Raw genomic sequence first — 14018 nt, 5'->3', positions numbered from 1 at the left:
ACCTCATCCATCGGGGGTGAGTCCCGTCCGCGAGTCGCCTGGAGTCCCTGCCGTATGCGCACCGCTCTCTATCCCGGAAGCTTCGATCCCATCACCTTCGGCCACGTCGACATCGTGCGCCGCGCCGCAAGGCTCGTGGACCGCCTGGTCATCGCCATCGGCATCCACCACCAGAAGAATCCGATGTTCTCGCCGGGTGAGCGGATCGACCTCGCCAAGCAGAGCCTCCATACGGTCGCGCGCGACACGGGCCTGGATGTGAAGATCGCCACTTTCGAAGGTCTGGTGGTGGACGCCGCCAAGATCGAAGGCGCGAGCATCATCATCCGCGGCCTTCGCGACGCGGCCGATTTCGATTACGAGATGCAGATGGCCGGCATGAACGCCGCGCTGTCGCCCCACCTCGAGACCATGTTCCTGGCCTCGTCGCCGGGCACGCGACACATCACCGCCACCCTCGTCCGGCAGATTGCCGAGATGGGAGGCGACGTCACGCCCTTCGTTCCGGCCTGCGTCGCAGATGCATTCAAGAGGAAACTGTCCAAATGATCTTTGCCCGTATCGCGCTTGTCGCCGGCCTTCTCTTCGCGTTCGCGCCGGTCGCGACCGCCGTTCAGGCGGCGCCCGAGAAGACCCTGGAAAACACGCTGCTCCTCGATCTGAAGGACGGCCGAGTCACCATCCTCCTGAGGCCCGACCTGGCGCCCAACCACGTGGAGCGTATCAAGAAGCTCACGCGGGAGGGCTTCTATGACGGCATCGTCTTCCACCGCGTGCTCGACGGCTTCATGGCCCAGACCGGCGACCCGACCGGCACCGGCATGGGCGGCTCCGACTATCCCGACGTCGCGGCCGAATTCTCGCAGGAGCCTTTCGTTCGCGGCACTGTGGGCGCGGCGCGCAGCCAGGATCCCGACAGCGCCAACAGCCAGTTCTTCATCATGTTCGCCGAGACGCCGTCCTTGAACGGCCAGTACACGGTCTGGGGCGAGGTGATCGACGGCATGGAGCATGTCGACAACATCAAGCGGGGCACGCCGCCTTCCGGCACCGTGGAGAACCCCGACAAGATCGTGAAGATGCAGATCGCCGCCGACGCGGATGCCGCATCGCAAGCGAAGGCCAAGCAGGCGCTCCAGAAATAATCGGACGTTTCGAAGAAAGCGCCATAACAGCAGCAAGGGAGGCCCCGATGACTGCAAGCCCAGAAGATACCCTCATCATCGAAACGGACCGCGGCCCGGTGACCATCGAGCTCCGTCCCGATCTCGCGCCGAAGCACGTGGAGCGCATCAAGCAGCTTGCCCGCGACGGCTTCTATGACGGCGTCGTGTTCCACCGGGTGATCGATGGCTTCATGGCCCAGACCGGCGATCCGACGGGCACCGGCATGGGCGGCTCGGACTATCCCGACGTTCCGGCGGAGTTCTCCCAGGAGCCGTTCACCCGCGGCACCGTGGGGGCGGCCCGGGCGCAGCACCCGGATAGCGCCAACAGCCAGTTCTTCATCATGTTCGCCGACGGCCCCTTCCTGAACGGCCAGTACACGGTTTGGGGCAAGGTCGTCGACGGGATGGAGAATGTCGACAAGATCACCCGCGGCGAGCCGCCCGAGACCCCGGACAAGATGAAATCCGTTCGGGTTGCGGCGGACGTTCAGTAGGCTAGGCATCGGGCAGGGCGAACGGCCGCGCAGGCGTTCGCCCGAGAGAAAATCGAGAACGGGAAAGCGAAGACGATGGGGCTGCAGGCGATCGTGTTGACCCTCGTGGCGTTTGTCGGCGGCGGGTTCATTGCCCTCCAGGCGCCGATCAACGCCCAGGCCGCGTCCCATCTGGGCAACCCCATCGCCGCCGCTACCCTCTCGTTCTGCGTCGGCACGATCGCGCTCATCATGTTCTGCGGACTCTTCGCCCGCAGCACCAATCTCGGCGCGCTCACCACCATGCCCGCCTATATGATCTTCGCCGGCGGCCTGCTGGGCGCGGCCTTCGTGACCATGACCATTACCTTGGCCCCGAAGATCGGCATTGCGGCCGTCATGGCGCTCGCCATCGCGGGCCAGCTCTTCACCGCGCTGCTTTTGGACCGTCTGGCGCTGTTCGACCTTCTGGAGCGAGACCTCTCCATCGGCCGCATCACCGGCGCGCTCCTGGTCGTCATCGGCGCGCTCATGGTCCGGCTGCTCTAGGGTCCGAGCCCGGCGTGCGCACCGACCTCTTCCATTTCGAACTGCCGGAGGAGCTCATCGCCCTCCGGCCGGTAAGCCCGCGGGATTCCGCACGGCTGCTCGCCGTCGATGGCGCCACCGGCAGCCTGCGCGACTGCTCGGTCCGGAACCTGCCGTATTTGCTGGAGCCGGGAGACGCCCTCGTCTTCAACGACACCCGCGTTATTCCGGCGGAGCTCCGCGGGATAAGGAGGCGGGACGACGCGGTCGCATCCGTCACGGTCAATCTGACCGAGCGTGCAGGCGACAGCCGGTGGCACGGTTTCGCCCGCCCGGCCAAGCGTCTCCGCGAAGGCGACCGCATCGGCTTCGGAGGTGAAGGCGATGTCTGCCTCGCAGGCCGTCTCGACGCGACGGTCGAGGCGAGGGGCGAGGGCGGTGCCGTGACCCTGGCCTTCGATCTCACCGGGCCGGCGCTCGACGAGGCGATCGCCCGGCACGGCGCCATGCCGCTTCCGCCTTATATCGCTTCCAAGCGCCCCGCCGAAGAAAGCGACCGGCAGGACTACCAGACCATCTATGCCGCCAAGGAGGGCGCCGTCGCCGCCCCGACCGCGGGACTGCATTTCACCGATGCCCTGATGGACGCGCTCGATGCGCGGCGCATCGCCCGCCACTGGCTGACGCTGCATGTGGGGCCGGGGACCTTCCTTCCGGTCAAGGCGGAGGATACCGACGATCACGTGATGCATTCGGAGACCGGCATGATCGACCGGGCGACCGCGGATGCGCTGAATGGCGTGAAGGCGCGCGGCGGCAAAATCGTCGCCGTGGGGACCACCGCCATGCGGCTGCTGGAGAGCGCCGCCGACGAGGAAGGGGTGCTGCATCCCTTCAACGGCGCCACGGACATCTTCATCACGCCGGGCTACCGCTTCCGCTATGTCGACCGGATGATGACCAATTTTCACCTGCCGCGCTCGACCCTGTTCATGCTCGTATCGGCCTTCTCCGGGTTGGAGGTGATGCGCCGGGCCTACGCCCATGCTATCGCGCAAGGCTATCGCTTCTATTCCTATGGCGATGCCTGCCTGCTGAGCCCGGGAGATGAGCGCTCGTGACGAAGGACTTCACCTTTCGGCTGCTCGCCAGGGACGGCGCGGCCCGGCGCGGCGAGATCGCCACGCCTCGCGGCCCCATTCGCACGCCCGCCTTCATGCCCGTGGGCACGGCCGCCACGGTGAAGGCGATGTTCCCGGAGACCGTCGAGGCGACCGGGGCCGATATCATCCTCGGCAACACCTACCATCTGATGCTGCGCCCGGGCGCCGAGCGCGTCGCCAGGCTCGGGGGGCTCCATCGCTTCATGCATTGGGAAAAGCCCATCCTCACCGATTCCGGCGGCTACCAGGTCATGTCCCTGTCGAAGCTCCGCAAGATCACCGAGGAAGGCGTCGCCTTCCAGTCCCATATCGACGGGTCGCGTCATATGCTGACCCCCGAGCGGGCCGTGGAGATCCAATGCCTCCTCGGCTCGGATATCCAGATGGTCCTCGACGAGTGCACGCCCTTTCCGGCGACGCGGGACGAGGCGAAGCGCTCCCTCGACCTGTCCATGCGTTGGGCGGCCCGCTGCAAGACGGCATTTGCGGAGATGTCCAAACCCGGACAGGCGCTGTTCGGCATCGTCCAGGGCAGCACCTATCCGGACCTGCGGAAGGAGAGCGCCGGCGCCCTCGTCGAGATCGGCTTCCCGGGCTATGCCATCGGCGGTCTTGCCGTGGGCGAGGGCCACGAGACCATGGTCGAGATGGTCGGCATCACCACGCAATTCCTCCCCGAGGACAAGCCGCGCTACCTGATGGGTGTCGGCACCCCGCAGGATCTGATCGCGGCTATCGGCCAGGGCGTCGACATGTTCGATTGCGTCATGCCCACGCGGTCCGGCCGCCATGGCCAGGCCTTCACTTGGGCGGGCCGCTGCAATCTTCGCAACAGCCAATACGCGGAGGATGAGACGCCGCTCGACGCGGAGAGCAGCTGTCCCGCAGCGCAATACTCCCGCGCTTATCTTCATCATCTGGTGAAGTCGGGAGAGATGCTGGGCGCGATGTTGTTGAGCTGGGCGAATATCCATTTCTATCAGGAGCTGATGGCACGCGCCCGCACGGCCATCGAAGTCGGCGAATTCGACGACTTTTCCAAAGAAATGGGCCGGCGCTACGGAGACACCGGCCCGAAGGGGAGCGAGTAGTACGGGGGAAAAGCGCTAGGCCTGCTGGCCGGGTGCCGCCTCGACGACGCAGCTTTTAACGCGCCAGTCGCCGGTCAGTTGCTGCTCGACCTGGAATTTCGCAAGCCAGCTGCGGCCGTCTTGATCCGTCAGCAGCACCTGCTGCTGGGCGGCGCCGCGATCCTGCTCAAGGCCGACGAAGGCGAAGCTCTTGGTCTTCACCACGGGCGGAGCATCGGTCGCCACACTGCGCATGAAGCGCTGGGGCTCGGAAAAGAAACGCTGGGTCTCCGGCGCCAGGTTCGCAAACGCCATATTGGCGTCGCCTTTGACGAGCGCGGTCAGCTGTTCGCGAACCGTGTCTTCGATGCCGTCGCGCATTTCTGCGGAAAGGTCGAAAGCATCCAAGTCGTCCGTCTTGACGTCGTCCTTCCTGGCGTCGTTCTGGATAGCGCGGTCAGCCGCTGCGGTCTTCGGAACAACCGTGATATTGGGCGTGGTGGAGGGATTGACCCGCATTGCCACGGTAACGCTCTCCTGCATGGTGCCGGAGGCGGACTGGGCGGCGGATTGAGCCTGCATCGCGCCAAGAGCGCCGGCGAAGACCAGAGCCGGGAGCGCAAATTTGGCGGAAGCTTTCGGAAGCGCAGCGGTCATGTTCCTCATGAAGACGTCTCCTTCAACGTCTCGAAATTCATCGTCTCGAATTCCTGCCCCATTCCCTTCTGCAGGTAAGAACTTCGAAACCGCCCGAGAGTTTCCTCCCGGGCGCTCATGGTAAATGAAGGTTTAATTTCGCTTCTGGGAAACGGCGCTTTTCCGCCTTTTATCGCGGCGCGATATCTGCGGCCGCCTCGGCATCGCCTTTGCCCAAGCGCTCCCGCCAGATGAGATAGAGGCCCGAGAGGATCACCACCGCGCCGCCGCCCAGGGTCCACCAGGTGGGAATGTCACCGAAGACCGCGTAGCCGATGATCGTGTTCGAGAGCAGCCCGACATAGATGAACGGCGCGAGAACGGGGGCGGGCGCCCGGCGATGGGCGAGGATCAGCAGCCAGTGGCCGCCGCCGCCCCAAAGACCGAGGCTCGCGAAGAGCAGCCACGTAAACCCGTCCGGCGGCATCTGCCAGGCGGCCAGCGCGAACGGCATCGCCAGCACCACGCCCGCCAGCGGGGAATAGAACTGGGTGACCTCCGCGGGATCGTAATGGGCGAGCATCCGCGTCCAGATGCTGTAGCACGCAAGACAAAAGGTCGAGATCAGGGTCAGGCTCGCCGCCCAATGGATGCCGCCAAGCCCCGGCCGCATCACGATGAGCACGCCGACAAAGCCGACCATGATGGCCATGAGACGCCGCCATCCGACCCATTCGCCAAGGATGGGACCCGCGAGACCCGCCACGATCAGCGGTCCCAGGAAGAAGATCGTCACGGTCTGGTCGAGCTGCAGATAACGCAGAGCGAAGAAGTTGAGCGCCGTGGCGCCGAACATGAAGAGCGAGCGCAGGATCTGATGGAACGGCTTCTTCGTTCTGAAGGGCGAAACGGTCGCGATGGGCCACAGCACCAGGAACGTGAAGACCGCATGGGCGGTGAACCGCACCCACACGACTTCCGCTACGGGCAAGCCGGACGTCACCAGGTATTTCGCCGTCGAATCCAGCAGCGAGAAGCTCACCACCGCTCCGATCATCAGGGCGATCGCGATCAGCCGGTGGCGCGGACCCTCGAAACCGTCCGAAAGCAGACGCTCCGCCATCTCTAGCGGAGACCGGTCTGAACGGGGGCGAAGGGACGGATTGGCATGACCGCGGAGCGCCTGGCATGGTAGGCCCGGAGCACATTGAGCTTCTGAGGATCAAACGACATGGCGGATATCCGCTCGATCATTGCCATCGGACAAAGCGGCCAGCTCGGCCTGAATGGGAGGCTGCCCTGGGAAGGCAACCAGGGCCGCGAGTACAAGGCCGACGTTGCGCGATTCTTCGATATCACGCGAGGTCATGTGCTGATCGCGGGGCCGACCACCATCGGGGCCGTGCCCGATTGGGCCTATCGCGACCGCACGATCTTCGAGATCCGCTCTCATATGGATCCTGAGGAGGTCTTGGCGAAATTCGAGAACCGGATCGTCTATGTCGGCGGCGGGCCGCCCGTCTGGGACGTCTATGCGCCCTATATCCAGCATTGGGATATCAATCGCTTGCCGTATGACGGCGAGGCTGATCGCTGGTTCAACCCGGAATGGGTCGTCCAGACCAAGTAGCGCCGTTCGCGGCCAACCGTTCGCCGACGGGTCCGAGCGCCTGCGGAACTTGAGGGAAAGCGGGGCCTCGCAGCCCCGCGCCCGTTTTCTGTGTCGACCGTTACGGAGAGACGTCCGGACCTTGATCCTTTGGCCCCGGCTCCGCTTCGTTGTCGGCATCGGAGCTGGAATCGACATCCACGTCGACGTCGGGCACCGATACCTCGCCGACCGTCATGATGCATTCCATCCAGCTCGGTTCGCCCCATTTACAATCGTTCCGCTCATGCTGAACGATGACCAGGGCCACGATGATGACGATCAGTAGTATAAGCACGCGCATTACAAGTACCCTCCCTTGTGGTGAGCGCAGGATAGACTACGGCCCAATAAAGGAGAAGCGCGTCGGAACCATGAAGTTGAAGCTGTGGGCAAGTCGTTACAGCAAGTCGTTCGGACGGGTGGTTGAACCGTCATCACCGCCGCTTTCTGCCGCGGCGCGCCCCCTATAGGGCGAATATCCTAAATTCCGTAATACTCCCGGTACCAGGCTACGAACCGCGCCATCCCGATCTCCAGCGGCGTGTCCGGGCGGAACCCGATATCCCGCTGCAAATCGTCGATATCCGCATAGGTGGTATGCACGTCGCCGGGCTGCATCGGCAGGAATTCCTTGATCGCCTGCTTGCCCGTCGCGTTCTCGATGCAGGCGATATAGTCCATGAGCGGCACGGGGGAGTTGTTGCCGATATTGTAGAGCCGGTAGGGCGCCGACGAGGTGGCGGGATCCGGCGCATCCCCGGACCAGCCGGTATCGGGCGTGGCGATCCTGTCGACCGAGCGCACCACGCCATCCACGATATCGTCGATATAGGTGAAGTCGCGGGCGTGCTCGCCGTTGTTGAACACCTCGATCGGCTGGCCTTCGAGAATCCGCTTGGTGAAGATAAAGGGCGACATGTCTGGGCGTCCCCATGGGCCGTAGACCGTGAAGAAGCGCAAACCGGTCACTGGCAGGCCGTAGAGATGGGCATAGGAATGCGCCATCAGCTCGTTCGACTGCTTTGTCGCCGCGTAGAGGCTCAAGGGATGGTCGACGGGATCGTGCACGCTGAAGGGCGTCTTGGTGTTGCCGCCGTAGACCGAGCTGGAGGATGCAAACACCAGGTGCTCCACCGCCGCCTGGCGGCAGCCTTCCAGCACATTCAGGAAGCCGAGCAGATTCGATTGGGCGTAGGCGTGGGGGTCCTTCAGGGAGTGGCGAACGCCGGCCTGGGCTGCGAGATGGATCACCCGCTGCGGCCGCGCCTCGGAGAACAGCGTCGCCATTCCCTGACGGTCCGCGAGGTCGAGCTTGTGAAAAGTGAAGCCCGGCTCGCCTTCGAGCTGCGCTAGTCGCGCTTCCTTAAGAGAGACATCATAATAATCGTTGAGGTTATCGAGACCGACCACCTCGTCCCCGCGCGCGAGCAGCAATTTGGCCGTATGGAAGCCGATGAAGCCTGCAGCGCCGGTCACCAGGATTCTCATCGGACCGTTCCCACCTCGAAGCTCATATGCCAATCCATAACTGCGTTAGTTCATGCGTCCGTCTAAGGCCGCGGCACTCTATCGGCGGCGGCCAGCCCCGGATACCCTTTCAACCGATTCGCATGCGGAATAACGGGTCGTGACGCCAGATGTCGACACCATAGTTATCGGCGGCGGCGTGGTCGGGCTGGCGATTGGCCGAGCCCTGGCCAAAGCCGGCGGCGAGGTCCTGCTGCTGGAGCGCCATGAGGCGACCGGCACGGAGGCGAGCTCGCGGAATTCCGAGGTCGTCCACGCGGGGCTGTATTATCCGCCGACCTCCCTGCGGGCCCATCTTTGCGTGCAGGGCCGGCGGATGCTCTACGCCTATGCGGAGGAACGAGGCATCCCGTACCGCCGCTGCGGCAAGCTCGTGGTGGCGACATCGACCGCCGAGATCCCGCATCTCAAACTGTTGAAGGCGAATGCGGGGCGGAGCGGGGTGGACGACATCCTGGAGCTCACGGGCCATGAGGTCCGCGCCATGGAGCCGGAAGTCCATTGCGTGGCGGCGCTGCTGTCTCCATCGTCCGGGATCATCGACAGTCACGCGCTCATGGGGAGCCTGGAGGGCGACCTCACCGACAATCGCGGTCAGGTCGTTCTGAACACCCAGGTCGATCGCCTCCTGCGTCCCGGAGAGCTGTTCAAGATCGAGACGTCGGAGGGGGGCAGGCCGTATACGGTGACCTGCCGCCGCGTCGTCATCGCCGCAGGCCTCGACAGCAGCCGTCTCGCCAGGGGCCTATACTATCCCCGCCATTACGACGTGCCGCGCACCTATCCGGCGAAGGGGCATTACTTTGCCTATTCCGGCATCAATCCCTTCAATCATTTGATCTATCCCATGCCGAGCGGGGCCTGGCTCGGTGTTCATGCGACCATCGATCTGGGAAATCAGCTGCGGTTCGGCCCCGACAATCAATGGGTCGAACGAGTCGATTACGGCTTCGATACGGAAGGCGGCGCCCGTAAGCAGCGCTTCGAGCAGGCCATCCGCCTCTACTGGCCGAACATGCCCGAGAACGCCATTCATCCCGACTATGTCGCATTCGCGCCAAGATCTATCAGGAAGGGGAGCCGGCTGCCGATTTCAGGATCGACGGTCCGGAGACCCATGGCATTCCGGGACTTGTCACCCTCTACGGCATCGAGAGCCCCGGGCTCACCGCCTCCATGGCCATCGCTGACCATGTCGCCGCCCTGCTCGAGCAGGGGGCGTCCGCCCCGGTGTACTAAGAGGAACCCCTTGGCGGACTAGAGCGATGCCATGGCGCTGCGGACCGCATCGATGATCCGCGCCTGATCTTCGTCGCTGAGATAGGGATGCATGGGCAGGCTCACCACCTCGCCGCAAAGCCTGTCGGTCACGGGCAGGGCGCCGCCGGTGCGCGGATAATCCGCATAGGTCGTGCGCAGATGGATGCCCTTCAGATAGTGGATGGCCGTCGGGACGTTCATGTCCTTAAGGGCCGCCACGAGGGAATCGCGCAAACCCGACTTGATCTTGAGGGTGTACTGGGCCCAGACCGACTGCAGCCCATCGGGCACCACAGGCGTGACGACGTCGGAAAGCCCTTCGAAACCGGCATTATAGGTCGCCGCGATCCGGTCGCGGGCCTCGATCTCGTCGGGGAAGATCTTCAGCTTCTCGATCAGGATGCCGGCCTGCATGGAATCCATGCGGCCATTGAGGCCGACGATTGGATTGTCGAAGCTCTTGGTCGAAGCGCCGTGATTGCGGATCGAGTGGAGCGTCTCCACCAGAGCCTCGTCGTCGGTGAAGATGGCGCCGCTATCGCCATAACCGCCGAGCGGCTTGGCCGGGAAGAAGCTCGTCGCCGTGCCGTAGCCGAAGGTGCCGACCTTCCGGCCCTTATACGTCCCGCCAAAGCCCTGGGCCGCATCGTCCAGCACCCAGAGCCCGTTCTCTTCGGCGAAGGCTTCGATGGCGTCGTAGTCGGCAGGAAGGCCGAACAGATCGACGGCGATGATACCCTTCGGCGTCAGGCCTGCGGCTTTCGCCGCCTCGACCGCGGCCGGAAGCTGCGCGGGATCGAGATTGAAGCTCTCCTCCTCGATGTCGATGAACACCGGCGAGGCGCCGAGCAGGGCGACCATCTCCGCCGTTGCCGTGAAGGTGAAGGAGGGGCAGATCACAGCATCGCCGGGGCCGATCCCCTTCGCCATGAGCAGCATCAGAAGCGCATCGGTGCCGCTGCCGCAGGCGATGGAATGCTTGGCGCCGCAGAACCGCGCGAGATCCTCCTCCAGCTGGGTGATCTCCGGACCCATGATGTATTTGCCGTGATCGAGCACCCGCAGCACGGCCTGCTCGACTTGCGGCCGGATACGTTCCTGCTGGGCGGCGAGATCGATGAAGGCGAGGGGCTTGGCGACGCTTTCGGTGCGCTCGCGTGCATTAACGTCAGTCATGGTCATAGTTCGATCCCCGTTTGGATGCGGCCCTCGCGTTCCGGTCACGCCCACTGGCCCGCGGTCGGACCGGAGCTTAGCTTTGGCAAGCTGATGCGCCGGAAATGAGGAGAATGTAAGAGGCCCGTTCGACCATCCACCTCTGCGGAACGGCTCGATTGTCGGGCGCAATTCCTGCACAACTCGGTTGCGGCGAGCAACAATGATCTTGCTGCGTTCGGCGGCGATTTGACACGGGGGGAGGGAGCGCCGGGCCCTGGGCTGCCGCTCCGCGCGACCACGACGCGTCTCGACTTTCGGCGGCGGATATCGGAGTTTCTGCCGATGGTGCAGGCGCCCCCAAAAACGCTGCTCTATATCGGCGGCTACGGACGTAGCGGCTCGACGCTGCTCGGCCGTATCCTGGCCCTGAACCCCGATGTTCTGAATCTCGGTGAGGTGATCACGGCACCGCGCTTCTTGCAGCGGCCCGGCCGCCGCTGCATTTGCGGCGAGACCTTGCGGGACTGCCCCGTCTGGGCGCCTGTGTTGCGGGGAGTTGTCGACGAACCCACCCGCTTTGCCGACCGGCGCACCCATCTGAAGCTCTTGGAGCGAATCGCGGAGACCGCGCACAAGCGGTATATCGTTGATGCGTCCAAGACCGCCTGGCTTCACGCAAGCCATGCCTTTTATCTCCGGCGCAAGCTGTCGATTCCGCTCCACATGCTGCATCTGGTGCGCGATCCCCGTGCCGTGCTGTGGTCGGTTTTCCGGCTGCGCGACGAGCGAAGGGGCGCCCCTGACAGCGCTCTTGGGCGCGCATCGCTCGCCGTGAAGGTGGCCGTATCCTGGGTGTTTGCGAATCTCGCCGCAGAGCTCTTCCGCCTCCGGGCCGGACGCGACGTGACCCGCGCCCTCTACAACGACGTGATCCTCAAGGGACTTCCGGCACCTCTCGATGAAATTATCCCGGGGGCGCCCCTCACAGGCCGGGTCTTGTCGGACGAGGCCGGCAGCAATCACGCCATCGCCGGCAACCCCATGCGGGTGATCAAATCCGCAACCGTCGCACTCGACGAGGAGTGGTGCGAAAAGCTACCCGTTGCCGTCGGCTGTCTTGTGTCTGTCATCTGTTTCCCGTTGCTGATCAGATACGGGCTGCCCGTGTGGCGGTGGCGCGGGGGGACTGCCTTGCCAAGCCACGCGCCAGGCAGTATCGGAGGATCGGATAGCTAAAGGGCCGAGGACGTTATGAAAATTTGCATGCTTGGCGCGGGCTATGTGGGCCTGGTTTCCGCGGCCTGCTTCGCCGATTTCGGATGGGACGTGATCTGCGTCGACAACAACGCCGAGCGCGTCGCGGATCTGGAACGCGGCCGGATGCCGATTTACGAACCAGGTCTCGACGATCTGATCGAGCGCAACGTCAAGGCTGGTCGCATCCGCTTCACCATCGAGCTGGAGGGCGCCGTCAAGCAGTCCGAGCTGGTGCTCCTGGCCGTCGGCACGCCCATGCGCCGCGGCAGCGGTTATGCCGACCTAAGCTATATCTTCGAGGCGGTGAAGGACATCGCGCCCCATCTCCAGGACGGCGCCGTGATCACCACCAAGTCGACCGTCCCCGTGGGCACCAGCCGCGAGATAGAACGCCGCCTGCGCGAGCTCCGTCCCGACATCGACTTCGCCGTCTGCTCCAATCCTGAATTCCTGCGCGAAGGATCGGCCATCCGGGACTTCATGTTCCCGGACCGCGTCCTCGTCGGCTGCGATAGCGAACGGGGCAAAGAGGTGATGGAAGCTCTCTACAAGCCCCTTTCCCTCCGCAGCGCACCGGTCATGTTCGTGGAGCGCGAATCGGCCGAGCTCGCGAAATATGCGGCCAACGCCTTCCTCGCCATGAAGGTGAGCTTCATCAACGAGATCGCCGATCTCTGCGAGAAGGTGGATGCCGATGTTCAGCAGGTCGCCGACGCCATCGGCGCCGACAAGCGGATCGGACCGAAATTCCTTCATGCCGGCCCCGGCTATGGCGGCTCTTGCTTCCCGAAGGACGTCTCCGCCCTGATCCGCACCGCGCGCGAGGCTCATGCTCCCGTAACGCTCGTTGAGCAGGTCGACCGGGTGAACAACGAACGCAAGATCAGCATGGCGAGCCGCATCCAGGAGGCGGCGGGCGGCGAGCTCCGCGACAAGACCGTTGCCGTTCTCGGCGTCACGTTCAAGCCAAACACCGACGACATGCGCGAAGCACCGAGCCTCACCATCCTGCCGATGCTGCAGGACCGCGGGGCGGCGATCCGGGCCTACGATCCCGAGGCCTCCAAGGACGCCGAGGAGCAGCTTCCGGGCGTCGTGTGGTGCGAGAATGCGCTTTCGGCTTGCGAGGGCGCGGACGTCCTACTCGTCCTGACCGAATGGAACGAGTTCCGCGCGCTCAACCTGAGCCAGCTGAAGGAGGCGATGCGCGGCGACGTGCTGGTGGACCTCCGCAATGTCTATTCGAGCGCCGGCGCCGAGGCCGCGGGCTTCCGCTACAGCTGCGTCGGCCGCGGAAGGGAGCTGTCTGAGCAAGCCCCTCTCGTCTCGGATAGAGATGCCGCCGCGCCCGGCGACGGCGAAAAGACCTTCGCCAAGGCCGTATCCTAGGCGTTTCCGACCTCACTCCAGATTGTAGAGAAACTGCCGCCAGTTGATGTCGGGGATCGGCAGATAGGGCGGGTAGAACCGGCCGTGCCGGCTGTAGAGTCCGTAGACGAAGGTGAATGGCCGCCGGAAGATCGGGTTCACATCCGCTTCGACCTCCTGCGCCCATTCCTTCCGCGCGTCGGACTGGAGGTCGGCTACGCCGATCGCGCGGCCATCCGCCGTCAAGCCGATCCAGGGCCGGTTGGAATCGATCGCCATCCAGCCCTTTTCCGTCAGCACCTCGGACACCGCATGGGAGGGGATTCGGGGTGTGGCCAGCGCTTCCAGGGTACTGCCGCTTTCCCGCGTACTGAAGATCGAGACATGGCGCGTGCGCATACCGTAGTGATTGAGCACCGTCTCGATGGCCCGGCTACGGTCATAGCAGAGCCCTTTGCCGCGCTTCATCAGATCGGAAAGCTCGCGGGCTTGCCCCAGGGGAATGCCGTCATCCACCGGCGCGGCATCGAGCACCGCGCGCTGGACGGCCCTCACCAGAGCGATTTGATCCGCGAACGCCTTGGGGGGCGCCGTGACCTCCAGATCCGGCGCCGCAGTCTCCATGAGCCTGGCCGCAGCGGCTTGTTCCTTGTCCCCCGGCTCGTCTGGCACATTGTTCCAGGCGAGCAAGGCCGCTATCCCAAGAGGGACCAACAGCAAGGGGATATATCGTGTTCGGTTCATTCGATCCCATTCGA

Annotated in this window: 16 protein-coding genes; 10 read left to right on the top strand and 6 right to left on the bottom strand. The window is 64.3% G+C overall.

Going from position 1 to position 14018, the window contains the following annotated elements; all coding sequences use genetic code 11:
- Positions 1-54: 54 nt before the first annotated feature.
- The 6 genes from coaD to tgt all read left to right on the top strand — a co-directional run bounded on the left by coaD (position 55) and on the right by tgt (position 4424).
- Positions 55-549: a pantetheine-phosphate adenylyltransferase gene (coaD, locus tag A7A08_RS02570; RefSeq protein ID WP_069093948.1), complete on the top strand. Its 495-nt coding sequence runs from the start codon at positions 55-57 to the stop codon at positions 547-549.
- The gene (locus A7A08_RS02565) at positions 546-1145 is read left to right on the top strand and encodes a peptidylprolyl isomerase (protein WP_069093947.1); all 600 of its coding nucleotides are present in this window, start codon (positions 546-548) and stop codon (positions 1143-1145) included. The genes coaD and A7A08_RS02565 overlap by 4 nt, the downstream gene beginning before the upstream one ends.
- 47 nt (positions 1146-1192) lie before the next feature.
- The gene (locus tag A7A08_RS02560) at positions 1193-1663 is read left to right on the top strand and encodes a peptidylprolyl isomerase (protein ID WP_069093946.1); all 471 of its coding nucleotides are present in this window, start codon (positions 1193-1195) and stop codon (positions 1661-1663) included.
- A 75-nt stretch (positions 1664-1738) separates the two neighbouring features.
- A complete protein-coding gene (locus A7A08_RS02555; protein ID WP_083226377.1) occupies positions 1739-2191 on the top strand; it encodes a DMT family transporter in 453 nt (150 codons plus the stop codon).
- 14 nt (positions 2192-2205) lie between these two features.
- Entirely contained in the window at positions 2206-3291 is a 1086-nt protein-coding gene (gene queA, locus A7A08_RS02550) for a tRNA preQ1(34) S-adenosylmethionine ribosyltransferase-isomerase QueA (protein WP_069093945.1), read from the top strand.
- A complete protein-coding gene (gene tgt / locus A7A08_RS02545; protein ID WP_069093944.1) occupies positions 3288-4424 on the top strand; it encodes a tRNA guanosine(34) transglycosylase Tgt in 1137 nt (378 codons plus the stop codon). Before queA ends, tgt begins: the two co-directional genes overlap by 4 nt.
- A gap of 15 nt (positions 4425-4439) precedes the next feature.
- Here tgt and A7A08_RS02540 read toward each other — a convergent pair whose 3' ends face one another.
- Together A7A08_RS02540 and A7A08_RS02535 are read right to left on the bottom strand one after the other, a co-directional pair.
- A complete protein-coding gene (locus A7A08_RS02540; RefSeq protein WP_069093943.1) occupies positions 4440-5069 on the bottom strand; it encodes a DUF4864 domain-containing protein in 630 nt (209 codons plus the stop codon).
- A 160-nt stretch (positions 5070-5229) separates the two neighbouring features.
- Positions 5230-6162, bottom strand: coding sequence for a DMT family transporter (locus A7A08_RS02535; protein ID WP_069093942.1), 933 nt, complete (start codon positions 6160-6162; stop codon positions 5230-5232).
- 108 nt (positions 6163-6270) lie between these two features.
- On the opposite strand from A7A08_RS02535, the gene A7A08_RS02530 reads away from it, so the two are divergent.
- Entirely contained in the window at positions 6271-6669 is a 399-nt protein-coding gene (locus A7A08_RS02530; protein ID WP_069093941.1) for a dihydrofolate reductase family protein, read from the top strand.
- 100 nt (positions 6670-6769) lie between these two features.
- Here A7A08_RS02530 and A7A08_RS02525 read toward each other — a convergent pair whose 3' ends face one another.
- Positions 6770-6991, bottom strand: coding sequence for a hypothetical protein (locus tag A7A08_RS02525; protein ID WP_069093940.1), 222 nt, complete (start codon positions 6989-6991; stop codon positions 6770-6772).
- Positions 6992-7170: 179 nt separating this feature from the next.
- The gene (locus A7A08_RS02520; RefSeq protein ID WP_069093939.1) at positions 7171-8178 is read right to left on the bottom strand and encodes an NAD-dependent epimerase; all 1008 of its coding nucleotides are present in this window, start codon (positions 8176-8178) and stop codon (positions 7171-7173) included.
- A 139-nt stretch (positions 8179-8317) separates the two neighbouring features.
- Here A7A08_RS02520 and A7A08_RS02515 point away from each other — a divergent pair, with 139 nt between their 5' ends.
- The gene (locus A7A08_RS02515; protein ID WP_342586611.1) at positions 8318-9478 is read left to right on the top strand and encodes an NAD(P)/FAD-dependent oxidoreductase; all 1161 of its coding nucleotides are present in this window, start codon (positions 8318-8320) and stop codon (positions 9476-9478) included.
- Here A7A08_RS02515 and A7A08_RS02510 read toward each other — a convergent pair.
- Entirely contained in the window at positions 9475-10653 is a 1179-nt protein-coding gene (locus A7A08_RS02510; RefSeq protein WP_069094282.1) for a DegT/DnrJ/EryC1/StrS family aminotransferase, read from the bottom strand. The two genes, A7A08_RS02515 and A7A08_RS02510, sit on opposite strands and share 4 nt — an antisense overlap.
- 324 nt (positions 10654-10977) lie before the next feature.
- Between A7A08_RS02510 and A7A08_RS02505 the strand changes: the two genes are divergently transcribed.
- On the top strand, positions 10978-11871 hold the full coding sequence (locus tag A7A08_RS02505; protein ID WP_069093938.1) for a sulfotransferase family protein: 894 nt from the start codon (positions 10978-10980) through the stop codon (positions 11869-11871).
- A 15-nt stretch (positions 11872-11886) separates the two neighbouring features.
- Positions 11887-13281, top strand: a complete 1395-nt coding sequence (locus A7A08_RS02500; RefSeq protein ID WP_069093937.1) for a UDP-glucose dehydrogenase family protein — start codon at positions 11887-11889, stop codon at positions 13279-13281.
- Positions 13282-13293: 12 nt separating this feature from the next.
- Here A7A08_RS02500 and A7A08_RS02495 read toward each other — a convergent pair whose 3' ends face one another.
- Positions 13294-14004 carry a transglutaminase domain-containing protein gene (locus tag A7A08_RS02495; protein ID WP_141693806.1) on the bottom strand — a complete coding sequence of 237 codons (711 nt, stop codon included), beginning with the start codon at positions 14002-14004 and terminating at the stop codon, positions 13294-13296.
- Positions 14005-14018 lie beyond the last annotated feature (14 nt).

Origin of the sequence: Methyloligella halotolerans (assembly GCF_001708935.1) — a bacterium.
GTDB classification, from domain to species: domain Bacteria; phylum Pseudomonadota; class Alphaproteobacteria; order Rhizobiales; family Methyloligellaceae; genus Methyloligella; species Methyloligella halotolerans.
This window is presented reverse-complemented; position numbering and strand designations above follow the sequence as displayed.